A 15,572-nucleotide genomic window follows, 5' to 3' on the forward strand; every position below is an offset into this window, starting at 1 on the left:
TTGCGGATGAGCTTTCCGGATATCTCGGCCGAGATCGTCGCGCTCGCGCCGGAATTGCGCGGGCGTCTCGCCGCAAATGAGCCGCTCGCGCCGCTCACCTGGTTTCGTGTCGGCGGGCCGGCGCAGCTTCTCTTCTCGCCGGCGGACGAGGCCGATCTCGCTTACTTTCTCGCGCGACTGCCGCGCGAGATTCCGGTCACGGTCATCGGCCTCGGCTCCAATCTCATCGTGCGCGACGGCGGCGTCACGGGCGTCGTCGTTCGGCTGACGGCCAAGGGCTTCGGGGCCATCGCTGTCGAAGAGGGCGAGCGCATTCGCGTCGGCGCCGCGGTTCCCGATGTGAAGCTCGCGCGCGCGGCGGCGGACGCCGGCATAGACGGGCTCGCTTTCTATCGCGGCATTCCGGGCGGCGTCGGCGGCGCGCTGCGCATGAACGCGGGCGCGCATGGCGGCGAGACCAAGGATGCGCTGATCGAGGCGCGCGGCGTCGATCGCTCCGGCAATGCGCGCGTCTATGCCAATGCCGATCTCGGCTTCTCCTATCGCCATAGCGATGCGCCGGACGATATGATTTTCACGCAGGCGCTGTATCAGGGCCGCAAGGGCGATCCCGCGACGATCCTCGCGGAGATGGAGCGCATCACGCAGGCGCGCGAGGCCTCGCAGCCCATTCGCGAGAAGACGGGCGGCTCCACTTTCGCCAATCCGCCGGGCCATAAAGCGTGGCAATTGATCGACGAGGCTGGCTGCCGCGGGCTCGTGATCGGCGATGCGCAGGTCAGCGAGATGCATTGCAATTTCCTCGTCAATCGGGGCCAGGCGACGGCCGCCGACGTCGAGGCGCTGGGCGAGGAGGTGCGGCGGCGCGTGCAGGAGAAGAGCGGCGTTCTCCTGCGCTGGGAGATCAAGCGGATCGGCCTCGCCCTCGCATGACGGTCCTCGAGAAGAGCGCGCGCGCGAGCGTCGAGAGCGACGGGCTCGCGCAGCTTTTGTCGAGCCCGCTGCTCGGCGTGGCGCTCGCTGTTGTCGCCGTCGCGCAGCAGCTCATCGGCCATATCGATTGCGACGTCTCCTGGTTCTCGACCTTCGCCGAGAAGGTTCTCGATGGGCGCGTCGCTTATGTCGAGGTGAGCGATCCCAATCCGCCGGCGGCGTTTCTCTCGCTCATGCCGGCCGTGCTGCTGGCCCGCGCGCTGCATCTTCCGACGGAGGCGATGGTCGCGGCGCTGGTCTTTTTCGCCGCCGCGGGCTCCATCGGCTTTTCTTTTCTGCTGCTGCGCCATGGCGCGGCGCGCAGCTGGCGCGAATGGATGCAGCTGCTCAACGCCGCGATCTTTCTGCTGCTGGTCGCGCCGGAGATCGTCTTCGCCGAGCGCGAGCATATTGCTCTGCTCGCTCTGCTGCCGCTGCTCGCCGCGCTGGCGGCGGAGGGGCGCGCGCCGGCGCCGCGGCTCGCGCATATCGTCGCGGGAGTTTGCGGCGGTCTCGCCGTGGCGTTGAAGCCGCATTTCATCCTCGCCATCGCGCTGCCGGCTCTGGCGATAGTTCTCCGGGAACGCAGCGTGCGCGCCTTGCTGCGAGCGGAACTGATCGCCGCGGCGCTCGCCTCCGTCGCCGTGACCGGCGCGACGCTGATCGCTTTTCCGGCCTATGTCGGCGAGGCGCTGCCGCTCGCGCTCGAGGTCTATGGGCCGGCGCGCGACGAGCTCGGCCATTTTCTCGCGCATTCGCTCGCGCTCGCCTATGTGGCGCTGCTCGCGGGCTTTGTCGTCGCGGCGCGCGGGGCCGCCCTCGGCCGTGCGAGTCTGGTCGCGCTCTATTCCTCACTGGGTTTTTTCGCGGCCTTTCTGCTGCAGGGGAAGGGCTGGATGAATCATGCCTATCCCGCGATCGTTCTGCTGCTATTCGCCTGGATATTTCTCGCTCTGCGCGACCGCGCGGCCCCCGTCGCCGGCGTGCGCGCGGCGCTGACGAAATTCCTGTTCGTGCCGGCGCTGCTCGCCGCGCCGGCCTATTTCGGAATCGTCGAGCAGCTGACCGATCACGAGGAGCACGAGGGCCTGCTGGCCGCCGTGGCCGCGGTCGCGCCGCCGCATCCGCGCATCGCGACCATCGCCAGCCAGCTCGATTTCGGTCATCCTCTGACGCGGCGGCTCGCGGGCGAATGGGTGGGACGGCAGAATGCGCTCTTCGTCACCGCGGCCGTGGGCCGGCTGCTCGAAGCGGCGGGACCGGAACAGCGCGAACGGCTGGAGGCGCGGCGCAGCGCCGATCTCGCCGCTCTCGCCGAGGATATTCGCGTGGGGCGCCCCGATATTATCGTCGCCGAAGATCGGGCGACGCGGGAGTGGGTCCTGCGGCGGCCCGAGATGGCCGGCGCGCTCGACGCCTACAGGCTCGCGAAACGGGCGGGGGATATCGAGATTTGGCGGCGGACGGAGTGAGAGTGGGGGAGGCGCCGCCTGACCGATTCCTAGTCGCTCGGGGAATTCTCGAGGTTGCCGAGCCCCATTTGCGAATTGCTCGCGCTGCTGGCAGAGTGCGTTCGACGAGGGACGACCTATGAGAGCGGATGATTTTCAAATTTGGCTCGAGGAAAAGGGAGCCCTCGGCGGCTGCCCCTTTTGCGGGACGAACAATTGGATCGGTGAATCTGCCGCCGACAATGAGCAGCAATTGGTGAAGGTGTCCGTCGATTCTCTCGGAAAATCGTTTTCAGACGATTCTGGCCGCCCGTATTCGGTGGAGATGGTCCGACACGACTGCTATATGCTTACGTGTAGTCATTGCGGCTTCGTGCGCTTACATAACGTGTCGGTGGTCGACAAAAATGACTGAAAAGCCTCGTCTGCATGTCGTCGGCGGCTCGACGGCTCCCCATGATAGAAACATCGCCCAGGCAAGCGCTGGACCTGCAAGCGTTGGACCTGGAGGAGGCGGCGGAGGAGAGGGGATGAGCGATCTCGAGCGTCGTGTCACCACACTCGAGTCGGACATGAAGAAGCTTCTTCAGGACACCGCCGAGATCAAGGGGCTTCTCCGCGCAATGCCGACGTCCTCCGACTTCAAGGACCTGAAGGCGATGTTGGCTGCGGATATCGGCGAGCTGAAGGGGCGTGTGGCCGGCCTTCCTTCCGCGGTCGAGTTTGGCGAGCTGAAAGGGCGTGTGAACGCCCTTCCGACTACGGCTAAGATCGCGTCGATCGTCTCGATCATCGGCGCCGTGGTCGCCATCATTCTGCGCTGGCAGGAGATCGTCGCCTTCACCGCCGGAATGGTAGCGAAGCATTAATTTCGCGCTGCCACTCCAAGGCGCGAGCCGATCGTCGATAGCGTCGTCGCGGGCCGGGCGCCATGTCTCGGAGCCTTCCCAAGGCGGCTCTGATCTGCCTTGGCGTCACATGTGACGGGCGTCGGAGCGCGCCAGCGCCGCCGCCGGCCCATTCGCAAATCCATCCGAGGGTCGAAGCCCTCGCACAACTCGAAGGTGCGTCATGACTGCTCACGTCGCCGTGCTCATGGGCGGATTCTCCTCGGAGCGCGATGTCTCGTTGCGATCGGGCGAGGCGAGCGCCAAGGCGCTGGAGAGCGTCGGCTATCGCGTCACCCGCGTCGATGTCGGCCGCGACGTCGCCGAGGTTCTGGCCAAGCTCGCGCCGGATGTCGCCTTCAACGCGCTGCACGGCCGCTTCGGCGAGGATGGCGCCATTCAGGGCGTGCTGGAGATTTTGCGCATCCCCTACACGCATTCGGGCGTGCTCGCCTCCTCTCTGGCGATGAAGAAGGATGTCGCCAAGAGCGTCATGGCGGCGGCCGGCGTGCCGGTGCCGCGGGGCAGGGTGCTGCATCGACTGGAGGCGGCCAAGGCCCACGCGCTGCCGCCGCCTTACGTGCTGAAGCCGGTGAGCGAGGGGTCGTCCTTCGGCGTCTTCATCGTCAAGGAGGGGCGCTCGCATCCGCCGCAGGAGCTGGCCGCCGCCGATTGGCGCCATGGCGATTTCATGCTGGCGGAGAATTTCGTCGACGGCCGCGAGCTCACTTGCGCGGTGATGGGCGACCGCGCTCTCGACGTCATCGAAATCCTCCCCGTGTCGGAGGACTTCTACGGTTTCGACGCGAAATACGCGAAAGGCGGGTCGAAACACGTGCTTCCAGCGAATCTTAAACAAAATATTTACCAAGAGGTCCAACAGTTGGCGCTCGAGGCTCATCGGGCTCTCGGCTGTCGTGGCGTCAGCCGTGCGGACTTTCGATACGACGATCGCCCCGGAGGTACGGGCGAGCTCGTCGTGTTGGAGGTCAACACGCAGCCGGGCATGACCGAGACCTCGCTGGTTCCCGAAATGGCGGCATATGCCGGATATTCGTTTGGCGAGCTCGTAAGATGGATGGTGGAAGACGCGTCCTGCGATCGTTGAGGGAGCCTGTCGAGGCTCTCTTCGATGTCGCGCATCCGCATCCCGTCCAAGCTGGTTCGATCCACGCCGGCTCGCTTCAGCCCGGCGCCTATTCCGCTCCTTACGTAAATTCCACCGCATCCCAGCCGGCCGAGCGGCGCGTCCGCCCGCCGGCCGCCGCGGCTCCGCGCGCGGAGCGCGGGCGTCTCTCGCGGCTTGCCGCTCTGCCGGGAATCGGCACGGCGGCGCTCGCTCTGCTGTTCGGCGGAGTGGGCTTCGCCGGCGTCGCGCATAATGGCGGCTATGCGGAATTCGTCGCCCGCAATGGCGCGCCGCGCGATATCGTGGCGCGCGCGCTCGGCTTTTCCATCGAGGTCGTCACCATCAGCGGGCTCGGCGAGCTCTCCGAGGGCGACGTGCTCGCCGCTTCGGGCGTGAAGCCCACACATTCGCTGCTCTTTCTCGACGCGGAGACGATTCGCGAGCGGCTGACCGCGCTGCCGCTGGTGGAGAGCGCGCGTGTGCTGAAGCTCTATCCCGATCGGCTCATTATTGCGCTCGAGGGGCGTCGGCCCTTCGCGCTCTGGCAGCGCGACGGCAAGCTCTCGGTCGTCGCCGCCGATGGCGTCGTCATCGACGAGATGCGCGACGAGCGATTTTTGGGCCTGCCCTTTGTCGTCGGCGAGGGCGCGGAGAAGCGGCTCGACGAATATATGCGGCTGCTGGAAGCCGCCGGCGATCTCAAATCGCGCGTGCGCGCCGGCATTCTCGTCTCCGGGCGGCGCTGGTCGCTCGACATGACCAATGGCGTCGAGGTCAAGCTCCCCGAGCAGGATCCGGAGGCGGCGCTCGCCGTCCTGCAGCGACTCCAGCGTGAGGCCAGGATCCTCGATAAGGATGTGATCTCGATCGATTTGCGCGCGCCGGGACGCGTAGCGGCGCGCCTTTCCGAGGAGGCGGCCGCCGCGCGTGCGGCCGCGAGTTCGCGTGGTTCACACAAGGGCGGCCAGACATGAAGTCACATCTCTTCCCGCCGCGAATGAAGCAGCTCGGCGCTCGTCGCAGCGCGACCATGGCGGTGCTCGACGTCGGCACGTCGAAGATCGCCTGCATCATCGCGCGGCTGACGCCGGTCGGCGACGGCTCGCCGCGCGGGCGCACGCATCGTGCGCGCGTGCTCGGCATCGGCCATCAGCGCTCGCGCGGCGTGAAGGCCGGCCAGATCGTCGATATGGAGGAGGTGGAGAGCGCGCTGCGCCGGACCGTCGACGCGGCCGAGCGCATGGCGCGCTCGCAGATCGACGCCATCATCGTCACCGCTTCCGGCGGCCGCCTCGCCTCGCAGCATTTCGCCGCCAAGACGCGCGTCGTCTCGGGCGCCGTCGCGCCTTCCGATGTGCATCGCGTGCTCGAGGCCTCCGCCGCCCATGTGACGGAGCGCGGCCGCGTCGTCGTCCATTCGCTGCCCACCGGCTTCTCGCTGGACGGCTCCGCCGGCATTCGCGAGCCCGCCGGCATGGTCGGCGGCGAGCTCGGCGTCGATCTCCATGTCGCCAGCTGCGATCAGGCGGCGATGCGCAATCTTCTCGTCGCCGTGGAGCGCTGCCATCTCGGCATAGAGGCGGCCGCTGCGGCGCCTTACGTCGCCGGCCTCGCCGTGCTGGAGGCCGATGAGGCCGAACTCGGCGCCATCGTCATCGATATGGGCGCGGGCGTCACCTCGCTCGCCGTCTTCGCCGGCGGCGCGCTGGCGCATGTCGATGCGGTGACGCTCGGCGGCAATCACATCACTATGGATATCGCCCGCGGCCTCGACTGTCGTCTGAGCGACGCCGAGCGTCTGAAGACGCTCTATGGCGCGGCGATCTCCTCTCCCTCCGACGATCGCGAGACGATCGCCTTCGATCATGTGGGCGAGAGCGGCGAGCATCCGGCGCATGCGCCGAAATCGCATCTCGTGCGCATCATTCGTCCGCGCGTCGAGGAGACCTTGGAGTTCCTGCGCGACCGTCTGGCGGCGTCCGGCTTCTCGGCGCATGCGGGGCGGCGCGTGGTGCTCACCGGCGGGGCCTGCATGCTCACGGGCCTGCCGGAGGCGGCGCGCCGCATTCTGGGCGGACAGGTGCGCGTCGGCCGGCCGGCCGGCATAGACGGCCTGCCCGAATCGGCCAGGAGCCCGGCTTTCGCCGCGGCCGTCGGTCTGCTCGTCTATCCGCAATTCGCGGGGCGCGAATATTTCGAGCCACGCCGCGAGGCGGAGATGCGCGGGACCGGGACCAATGGGTACATCTCTCGGGTCGGACAGTGGTTGAGAGACAGTTTTTGAGAATTTCGAGCATGGAGAGCGAGGCGCGCGTCGGCGACACGCTCCGGGGATGGCAACCGACGCGCAGTCGCATGAAAATCAGTCGAAAGGTCTGGCGATGACGATCAATCTCAAGGCGCCCGAGCTCCGGGAATTGAAGCCCCGCATATTGGTGTGCGGCATCGGCGGCGGTGGGGGCAACGCCGTCAACAACATGATCATGTCGGGCCTGTCGGGCGTGGACTTTCTGATCGCCAACACCGACGCGCAGGCGCTCGCCTCCTCGCGCGCCGAGCGCATCATCCAGATGGGCCTGCAGGTGACCGAAGGCCTCGGCGCCGGCGCGCAGCCGGAAGTCGGCCGCGCCGCCGCGGAAGAGGCCAAGGACGAGATCCGCGAGCACCTCACCGGCGCGCATATGGTGTTCGTCACCGCCGGCATGGGCGGCGGCACGGGCACGGGCGCCGCGCCTGTCATCGCGGCCATCGCCCGCGAGATGGGCATTCTCACCGTCGGCGTCGTCACCAAGCCCTTCCATTTCGAGGGCCAGCGCCGCCTGCGCATCGCCGAGGGCGGCATCGCCGAGCTGCAGAAGTCGGTCGACACTCTGATCATCATCCCGAATCAGAATCTTTTCCGCATCGCCACGGAGAAGACGACCTTCGCCGACGCTTTCGCCATGGCCGATCAGGTGCTCTACTCGGGCGTCGCCTCGGTCACTGATCTCATGGTCAAGGAAGGCCTCATCAATCTCGACTTCGCCGACGTGCGCTCGATCATGCGCGGCATGGGCAAGGCGATGATGGGCACGGGCGAGGCCACCGGCGAGCGCCGCGCCAGCCTCGCGGCGGAGGCGGCCATCGCCAATCCGCTGCTCGACGAAGTGTCGATGAAGGGCGCCCGCGGCCTCTTGATCTCGATCACCGGCGGCAACGACCTCACCCTCTATGAGGTGGACGAGGCGGCGAGCCGCATCCGCCAGGAGGTGGACGAGGACGCCAACATTATTCTCGGCGCGACCTTCGACTCCTCGCTCGAGGGCGTCGTGCGCGTGTCGGTGGTGGCGACGGGCATCGATCTGCCTTCTACCGCCGCCGAGGACGCCGCGGCCGCGGAAGCCCGCGTGCTGGAGGCCGCCGAGCGTCTGCGCGCCCAGGTGGCGGCGCAGGGTCGGGTCTCCTTCGTCCAGACCATCTCCGAGCCCGCTCCGCAGCCGGCGCCTCAGGCCTATGCGCCCGAGCCCGCGCCGGCCCCGATCGAGCGCCAGCCCTCGCCCTATTACGGCGAGCCGCAGCAGGCGCAGGCGCCCTCGCGCGACGTCTATCTCGAGCAGGTGGCGGCGCGTCCGGTCTATGCGCCGGAGCCCGCGCCGCAGCCGGCCCATATGATGGAGGCGCATGAGCCCTACATCCCGCCGGCCGCCGAGCTGCCGCGCATGCGCATGCCGCAGATCGAGGACTTCCCGCGTCCGGTGCAGGAGCAGTATCGCCAGGCGCGCGGCGACGTCGCCGGCGCTCAGGCGCCGGAGGCCGCCCGCCGCCGCACGCTGCTGGAGCGCCTCGCCTCCTTCGGCGCGAGCCGCCAGGAGGACACGCTGCAGGGGCCGGCCGCCGCCGCCGCGCCGCGTCCGCAGATGCGCCCGCAGGCTCCCGCGCCCACGCAGAGCCATGCGGAATACGCCAAGCGCCCGGTTCCCCAGGCGCCGCAGCAGCCGGCGGGACACGCCGGGCTCGATCCGCATGGCCGCCGCGTCGCGCAGGCCCGCTCGATCGAGGAGGAGCAGCTCGAGATCCCGGCCTTCCTGCGCCGCCAGATCAACAGCTGATCTTTCGCCGATCCTGCGCCGCATGATCGCGAAATCTGTGAAAGGCCCGCTCCGGCGGGCCTTTTCTCATTCGTGTCGGCTGTAACATTTTGTAAAAAACCGTGACTGGAGCCCCGCTGCGGCGCGGATTATTCTGCGCCGGCGCCGCTCCGCCACAATCGCGCATCATCGCGCGCGTGCGGCGGGCCGGACCGCTTTCCCGGAGTGAGACGAAATCGATGACGTCGCATCGACCGACGAGGATGCAGACGACGCTCGGCGCCGCAGTGGCGCTGGACGGCGTCGGCGCGCATAGCGGCCTCGCCTCGCGGCTCCTCCTCATGCCCGCCGAGGCGGGCTCGGGAATCGTCTTCACGCGGCTCGGCGGCGTGGATGCGCTACGCGCTGAGGCGCGCAATGTCTCCTCCACCGATCTTTGCGTGCGCCTCGGCTCCGGCGCCGCGTCCATCTCGACGATCGAGCATCTGATGGCGGCGCTGCGCGGCCTTCGGGTCGACAATGTGGCGATCGAGGTCGACGGGCCGGAGGTTCCGGCGATGGACGGCTCGGCGGCGGCTTTCGTCGAGGCGATCGACGAAGCGGGAATCGTCGCGCTCGCCGCGCCGCGCCGCGCCATTGTGATTCGCGCGCCGGTGCGCGTCGCCGACGGCGCCGCTTGGGCCGAGCTCACGCCCGCGCCAGCCGGCGGCTTTTCCATGGATGTCGAGATTTCCTACGCCGCCGCGCCGATCGGCCGCATGCGGCGGCGGATGCGGCTGACGCCGGCGAGCTTTCGCGCCGAGATCGCCCGCGCCCGCACCTTCGGCTTTCTATCGGACGCCGAGCGTCTGTGGCGCGAGGGCAGGGCGCTCGGCGCCTCGCTGGACAACACCATCGTCCTTTCGGACGGCCGCGCGCTCAATCCGCAGGGGCTGCGCTTCGCCGACGAGTTCGTCCGTCACAAAATGCTGGACGTGCTCGGCGATCTCGCTCTCGCCGGCGCGCCGATCATCGGCGCTTTCCGCTCCTATCGCGGCGGCCACAGGCTCAATCTCGCTCTGGTCGAGACGCTGCTGGCGACGCCTTCCGCTTTCGCCATCGTCGGCGGCGAGCGGCGGCCGCACGGGCGCCCCGCCGCCCGCATCGGCGCGTCTGGCTGAGGCTCCGCTTCCGCTCGTCCGCCATGTTGCAGTCGGAGCGCCCGCCGCGTGACGCTCCGGCTTGACACCGGCGCTTCCCCCTGCGCTTCTCCGCGGCTAGAAACGTCCCTCCCTACGAGACAAAAGACACGCAAAATGCATCGCTATCGTTCGCATAATTGTGGAGAGCCGCGCGAGGCCCATGCCGGCGAGAAAATCCGGCTCTCCGGCTGGTGCCACCGCATTCGCGACCACGGCGGGGTTCTGTTCATCGATCTGCGCGACCATTACGGCCTTACCCAATGCGTGGTCGACCCCGATTCGCCGGCCTTCAAGGCCGCGGAGAAGCTGCGCTCCGAATGGGTCGCGCGCCTCGACGGCGAGGTGCGCAAGCGCCCCGCCGGCACCGAGAATCCCGATATGCCGACCGGCCTCGTCGAGGTCTATGTCACCGAGATCGAGGTGCTCGGCCCCGCCGCCGAGCTGCCGCTGCCGGTCTTCGGCGATCTTCCCTATCCCGAGGAGACGCGGCTCAAATACCGCTTCCTGGACCTGCGCCGCGAGAAGCTGCACGCCAATATCATGCTGCGCGGCCAGGTGATCGATTCGCTGCGCCAGCGCATGAAGTCCCAGGGCTTCTTCGAGTTCCAGACGCCGATCCTCACCGCCTCCTCGCCGGAGGGCGCGCGCGACTTTCTGGTGCCTTCGCGCATTCACCCCGGCAAATTCTATGCATTGCCGCAGGCGCCGCAGCAGTTCAAGCAGCTGCTGATGGTGGCGGGCTTCGATCGCTATTTCCAGATCGCGCCCTGTTTCCGCGACGAGGACGCCCGCGCCGACCGCAGCCCCGGCGAGTTCTACCAGCTCGATATAGAAATGAGCTTCGTGACGCAGGAAGACGTGTTCGCCTCGGTCGAGCCCGTGCTGCGTGGCGTGTTCGAGGAATTCGGCGGCGGCAAGCCGGTGACGCCGGTCTTCCCCAAGATCGCCTTCCGCGACGCCATGCTGAAATATGGCTCCGACAAGCCCGATCTGCGCAATCCGCTGATCATCGCCGATGTGAGCGCGGAATTCGCGCGCGACGATGTGAGCTTCAAGGCCTTCAAGGGCAAGGTGGTGCGCGCCATTCCGGCGCCGGGCGCGGCCGCGCAGCCGCGCAGCTTCTTCGACAAGCTCAATGATTGGGCGCGGTCAGAGGGCGCGCCGGGCCTCGGCTACATCATCTTCGACGAGGAGAATGGCGCGCTGATCGGCAAAGGCCCGATCGCGAAATTCATCCCGCCGGAGGCGCTGGCTGCGCTCGCCGCCAAGGGCGGCGTGAAGGCCGGCGATGCGCTGTTCTTCTTGGCCGGTGAGGAGCTGAAGGCCGCCAAGCTCGCCGGCGCCGCGCGTCTGCGCGTCGGCACGGAGCTCGGCCTTTCGAAGACCGATGTCTTCGAGTTCTGCTGGATCGTCGACTTCCCGATGTACGAGTATAACGAGGACGACAAGAAGATCGACTTCTCGCACAATCCCTTCTCCATGCCGCAGGGCGGCCTGGAGGCGTTGGAGGGCAAGGACCCGCTCGATCTTCTCGCCTATCAATACGACATCGTCTGCAACGGCATCGAATTGTCCTCGGGCGCGATAAGAAACCATCGCCCGGACATTATGAAGAAGGCCTTCGAGATCGCCGGCTATGGCGAGGATGTGCTGATCGAGAAATTCGGCGGCATGTATCGCGCCTTCCAATATGGCGCCCCGCCGCATGGCGGCATTGCGCCGGGCGTCGATCGCATCGTTATGCTGCTCGCGGGCGAGGAGAATTTGCGCGAGGTGGTGCTGTTCCCGATGAATCAGCGCGCCGAAGATCTGCTGATGGGCGCGCCATCCGAGGCGACGGCCAAGCAGCTGCGCGAATTGCACATCCGCTTGAACCTGCCCGAAAAGGGCTGAGCCTATCAGCTGCGCCCCTTCTCCCACTCGTGGGAGAAGGTGGCCTCGCGAAGCGAGGTCGGATGAGGGCGGCTGCGGTTGGCGGCCCTCTTGAAATTTATCTCCATGTCGGATCGCAATGAAAATCCGCGCATGGATTTGTTATTTCGCCCTACGTCGAAGAACCCTCATCCGACCCCGCTTCGCGGGGCCACCTTCTCCCACGAGTGGGAGAAGGAAGGGATGCGGCGTCATTTTTCCGCGAGAGCTTCCAGCGCGGCGCCGGTCATGCGGCAGATTTTCCATTCATGCATGAGCTTTGCGCCTTGCCCTTCGTAGAAGGCGAGGGAGGGCGCGTTCCAATCCAGCACCGACCATTCGAAACGGCCGAGTCCCTCGGCGACGCAGCGCCGCGCGAGATGGGCGAGCAGCGCCTTGCCTATGCCGGCGCCGCGAAATTGCGGGCGCACGAAAATATCCTCGAGCCAGATTCCGTGCCGGCCGCGAAACGACGAAAACGTATAGAACCAGAGCGCGAAGCCCGCCGGCGCGCCGTCCCATTCGGCGATATCGCAGAAGACGCGCGGAGTAGGGCCGAACAGCGCCTGCGCGAGCATTTCCTCCGACGCTTCGACTTCATGCGAGAGCTTTTCATATTCCGCGAGCTCGCGCACGAAAGCGGCGACTAGCGCGCCATCCGCGCGCGCGGCGGGGCGGATGTGGATCACGCCTCCTCGTCCTCGGCGGTCTCGTCCTCGACGGTCACTTCCTCGACGATCAGAGCCGCGCGAACGAGCCCGCGCACGGAATTGCCGAAATAAAATTCCGCGTCGCCGGCAAAGTCCTCGAGCCGCAGCAGGCTCTCGCGCGCCTTGCCGCTGGCGAGAAGATGCGCGCGCAATGTTCCCGGCAACAGCCCGCTGGAGAGCGGCGGCGTCAGTAGCACGCCATCGCGTGCGAGAAAGACATTGGTGCGCGCGCCCTCGCAGACTTCGTCACGCTCATTGCGAAACAGCACCTCGTCGGCGCGGCAGCGCATCGCCGCTTCGGCCAGCTCGCGCTCATAGAGCTCGCGTCGCGTCGTCTTGTGGCGCAGCATCGGATCGTCGGATTCGAAGCGCGCCTCGGCGATGGCGACGCGCCAGATCGTATCCGGCGTGATCGCGTCGATCGGCAGCGAGCTGGCCTCGAAACGGCCGTCGCGGCCGAGCGCATAGCGCACGCGCAGACGGTCGTCGAGCGGATCGGCGACCTCCTCGTTCAGCGCCGCGAGAAAGGCCTCGTCGCTATGGAGAAAGCCGAGCGCGCGCGCCGAGGCGGAAAGCCGCGCGACATGCTCGTCCAGATAGAGAAAACCGCCGTCCTGCGTCCACAGCAGCGTTTCGATCAGGCCGAAGTCTTCGCTCCGGTCAGGAATTTCGCCTTGATCAGACATTCCTCATATTCCTCGCGCGCCCGCGAATCGGCGACGACCGCAGAGCCGACGTTGCAGACGAGCTCCCCATCGGGGAAAAGTGTGAGCGTGCGGATCGCCACATTGAAACGGATCGCCCCGTCGGGCGCGATGAGGCCGAGCGAGCCGCAATACACGCCGCGGGGCGCGCATTCGAGATCGCGAATAATCTCCATGGCGCGGATTTTCGGCGCGCCGGTCACGGAGCCGCAGGGAAATAGCCCGGCGAAGAGATCGGCGAGCGTCACGCCGTCGCGCAGCTTGGCCTCTATGCCGGAAGTCATCTGATGCAGCGTCGGATAGGTCTCGACGGTGAAGAGATCGGTCACGCGCACCGAGCCGACCTCGGAGAGGCGCGAGAGATCGTTGCGCAGAAGATCGACGATCATCAGATTTTCGGCGCGCGATTTCTCGTCCTGCGTCAGCAGCGCGGCGCGCGCCATATCCTCGGTCGGCAGAAAGCCGCGCCGCGCCGTGCCCTTCATCGGCCGCGCGCGGATCACGCCTTCGCAGGCGTCGAAAAAAACCTCCGGCGAGAGCGAGACGATTTTCTCCTCGCCGAGCGCGACCACGCCGCCATAGGCGACCGGCTGGCGCTTGCGCAGCGCGCGATAGAGCGCCGTCGCCTCGCCCTCGTAGCGGCCATGCATGGGGAAGGTCAGATTGATCTGATAGACGTCGCCCGCATAGATGAGCTCGCGGCAGGCGTCGAAGCGCTCGGTATATTCGGCGAGGCTCCACGCGGGGGTCAGCGCGATCTCGACCGGCGCGGTCTCGGTCGCGAGCGAGGCGGCGTTGCGCCACTCATATTGGCGCGGCGCGCGAAACGCGCCGAAGAGCAGCAGCGGCGTGCGCGCCCGGGGCAGGGGGCCGCTCGCGAATTTCGCTTCCAGCGCATAGCCCAGCTCATAGCCGGCGTAGCCCGCGAGAAAGAGCCCGCGCCGTGTCGCCGCCTCCATGCGCGCGAAAGCCTGCGGGACCTCCGCCGCCGTGTCGGCGCGGATGATCTCCTCCGGCTCGTCGAAGAGCAGGGCGGCGCCGTTTCGTCCGTCCTCGAAGACGACGAAGGGGCCATCGGGCGCCTTATTGGGGTCGAAAGGCTCGCGCCCGCGAAGCTCGGCGATATGGAACATGAGGGACGCGGCGCTCCGGTTCGGAAAGCCCATCTTATATCAGCCGGGCCTGCGGATGAAGCCGCGAGTTGGAGCTTCATAGCGAAGCGCCTGAAGCTTTCGCCGGCGCGATTTTGTCGAGCAGCCGGATCAGCTGCTCGATCTCGGCCGCGCTAAGCTCGGAAAAGGCGCTCTGCAAGGCTTCTGCAAGCAGAGGCGCCGCGCGTTCGAGCAGCTCTCTTCCCGAATCTGTCAGATGGTGGCGGATCGCGCGGCCGGGTCCGCTCACGCGTTCGACGAGGCCACGTTTCGCCAATTTGCTCACCAGCTCGCCGACGGATTGATCGGTCATCAGGCTCGCCTCGGCGAGCGCATGGGTGGATAGGGCCGGATTGGCGCGAATTCGTTCGAGGACGACCCAGAGCGCCATCGTCAGGCCGATGCTCGCGAGACGTCGGTCGAGAAGCGCGCTCTTTGCGGCTTGCGCGCGCTTCAGCCCGAGCGCCGCCGCCCTCAATCGGTCATCGACCATATAAGGCCCCTTGTATAATTGCCTCGATCAATATATAAGGGTCCTTGTATAAGGGGCCTTTAATTTTCAGGAGAGCGCTCATGTCCATCGTCGAGTCCGCCGATTCCACGGGCGATACCGCCCGCGTCGCTCTTATAACCGGAGCCACTGCCGGCATGGGGCTCGAAATCGCGCGTCAGCTGGCGGCGAAAGGGTTGAAGGTCGTCATCGGCGCGCGCGACGTCGAGCGCGGCGACTCTGTCGTGACGGAACTTCGCGCGGGGGGAGGGGATGTCGTCGCGCTCGCGCTGGACGTCACCGATTCCGCCGGCGTCTCTCAGGCCGCGATCCGGCTCGCCGGCGAGATTGGTCGGCTGGACGTGCTGATCAACAATGCGGGGATCGCCCGGGACCAGCACAAGCGCCCGCCGGAAACGACATTGCAGGATTTTCGTGAAACCTATGAGACCAATGTCTTCGGCGTGGCCGCGGTGACCAATGCATTTTTGCCGCTGCTGCTGAACGCGCGAGACGGCCGCATCATAAATCAATCCGCGGCGCTCGGCTCGCATAGCATGACGGCGCGCATGGAGCCGCCTCTGGTGAAGCTCAATTGGCTCGCCTACAACAGCTCGAAAGCGGCGCTGAATTCGCTCACGCTGGAATATGCGAAGCATTTGAGAGAGACCTCGGTCAAAGTCTATGCGACCTCGCCGGGCCAGGTCGCGACCGCGCTCAATGGCTATCGCGCGGGCGGGGTGACGCCGGCGGAGGGCGCCGAAGTCGCCGTGCGTCTCGCGACGCTGGACCCGGCGCCGCCGAGCGGAGGCTTTTGGGGGCCTGCCGGGCGACTGGACTGGTAGCGTCGACCCCAGCGGAAAATTGCTCCCCGCCCCATTGCGCTATATGGAACATCTGAGCTTCCCTTCCGTCCCAC

Annotated in this window: 15 protein-coding genes; 11 read left to right on the forward strand and 4 right to left on the reverse strand. The window is 67.0% G+C overall.

Features of this window, described 5'->3' with window-relative positions; genetic code table 11:
* Nucleotides 1-6: 6 nt before the first annotated feature.
* The 10 genes from murB to aspS all read left to right on the forward strand — a co-directional run bounded on the left by murB (nt 7) and on the right by aspS (nt 11,580).
* Nucleotides 7-933 (forward strand): UDP-N-acetylmuramate dehydrogenase, encoded by a 927-nt coding sequence (gene murB / locus EDE12_RS14335; protein WP_026598160.1) that lies wholly within the window; start codon nt 7-9, stop codon nt 931-933.
* Nucleotides 930-2,444, forward strand: coding sequence for a hypothetical protein (locus tag EDE12_RS14340; RefSeq protein WP_026598161.1), 1,515 nt, complete (start codon nt 930-932; stop codon nt 2,442-2,444). The genes murB and EDE12_RS14340 overlap by 4 nt, the downstream gene beginning before the upstream one ends.
* A 118-nt stretch (nt 2,445-2,562) precedes the next feature.
* Nucleotides 2,563-2,838, forward strand: a complete 276-nt coding sequence (locus tag EDE12_RS14345; RefSeq protein ID WP_026598162.1) for a hypothetical protein — start codon at nt 2,563-2,565, stop codon at nt 2,836-2,838.
* Nucleotides 2,839-2,953: 115 nt separating this feature from the next.
* Nucleotides 2,954-3,292, forward strand: coding sequence for a hypothetical protein (locus EDE12_RS14350; RefSeq protein ID WP_134188134.1), 339 nt, complete (start codon nt 2,954-2,956; stop codon nt 3,290-3,292).
* Between the two features lie 202 nt (nt 3,293-3,494).
* Entirely contained in the window at nt 3,495-4,418 is a 924-nt protein-coding gene (locus tag EDE12_RS14355) for a D-alanine--D-alanine ligase (protein WP_026598164.1), read from the forward strand.
* Nucleotides 4,415-5,413, forward strand: coding sequence for a cell division protein FtsQ/DivIB (locus EDE12_RS14360; RefSeq protein WP_036290310.1), 999 nt, complete (start codon nt 4,415-4,417; stop codon nt 5,411-5,413). Before EDE12_RS14355 ends, EDE12_RS14360 begins: the two co-directional genes overlap by 4 nt.
* The gene (ftsA, locus tag EDE12_RS14365; protein ID WP_026598166.1) at nt 5,410-6,723 is read left to right on the forward strand and encodes a cell division protein FtsA; all 1,314 of its coding nucleotides are present in this window, start codon (nt 5,410-5,412) and stop codon (nt 6,721-6,723) included. The genes EDE12_RS14360 and ftsA overlap by 4 nt, the downstream gene beginning before the upstream one ends.
* 97 nt (nt 6,724-6,820) lie before the next feature.
* Complete coding sequence (gene ftsZ / locus EDE12_RS14370) at nt 6,821-8,527, forward strand: cell division protein FtsZ (protein ID WP_024879442.1); 1,707 nt, start codon at nt 6,821-6,823, stop codon at nt 8,525-8,527.
* A gap of 218 nt (nt 8,528-8,745) precedes the next feature.
* Nucleotides 8,746-9,666 (forward strand): UDP-3-O-acyl-N-acetylglucosamine deacetylase, encoded by a 921-nt coding sequence (lpxC, locus tag EDE12_RS14375; protein ID WP_245275716.1) that lies wholly within the window; start codon nt 8,746-8,748, stop codon nt 9,664-9,666.
* A 135-nt stretch (nt 9,667-9,801) separates the two neighbouring features.
* Nucleotides 9,802-11,580: an aspartate--tRNA ligase gene (gene aspS / locus EDE12_RS14380; protein ID WP_026598167.1), complete on the forward strand. Its 1,779-nt coding sequence runs from the start codon at nt 9,802-9,804 to the stop codon at nt 11,578-11,580.
* A gap of 230 nt (nt 11,581-11,810) precedes the next feature.
* Here the strand turns inward: aspS and EDE12_RS14385 are convergent, their stop codons facing one another.
* From EDE12_RS14385 to EDE12_RS14400, 4 genes are all read right to left on the reverse strand, one after another.
* Nucleotides 11,811-12,287, reverse strand: coding sequence for a GNAT family N-acetyltransferase (locus EDE12_RS14385; protein WP_026598168.1), 477 nt, complete (start codon nt 12,285-12,287; stop codon nt 11,811-11,813).
* Nucleotides 12,284-12,994, reverse strand: coding sequence for an aminotransferase class IV family protein (locus tag EDE12_RS14390; protein ID WP_026598169.1), 711 nt, complete (start codon nt 12,992-12,994; stop codon nt 12,284-12,286). The genes EDE12_RS14385 and EDE12_RS14390 overlap by 4 nt, the downstream gene beginning before the upstream one ends.
* Nucleotides 12,946-14,145 (reverse strand): aminodeoxychorismate synthase component I, encoded by a 1,200-nt coding sequence (locus EDE12_RS14395; RefSeq protein ID WP_026598170.1) that lies wholly within the window; start codon nt 14,143-14,145, stop codon nt 12,946-12,948. Before EDE12_RS14395 ends, EDE12_RS14390 begins: the two co-directional genes overlap by 49 nt.
* Before the next feature lie 76 nt (nt 14,146-14,221).
* The gene (locus EDE12_RS14400; RefSeq protein ID WP_036290318.1) at nt 14,222-14,656 is read right to left on the reverse strand and encodes a MarR family transcriptional regulator; all 435 of its coding nucleotides are present in this window, start codon (nt 14,654-14,656) and stop codon (nt 14,222-14,224) included.
* Between the two features lie 80 nt (nt 14,657-14,736).
* Between EDE12_RS14400 and EDE12_RS14405 the strand changes: the two genes are divergently transcribed.
* Nucleotides 14,737-15,498: an SDR family oxidoreductase gene (locus tag EDE12_RS14405; RefSeq protein WP_051592368.1), complete on the forward strand. Its 762-nt coding sequence runs from the start codon at nt 14,737-14,739 to the stop codon at nt 15,496-15,498.
* Nucleotides 15,499-15,572 lie beyond the last annotated feature (74 nt).

This window comes from Methylosinus sp. sav-2 (genome assembly GCF_004366495.1).
Taxonomy (GTDB): Bacteria; Pseudomonadota; Alphaproteobacteria; order Rhizobiales; family Beijerinckiaceae; genus Methylosinus.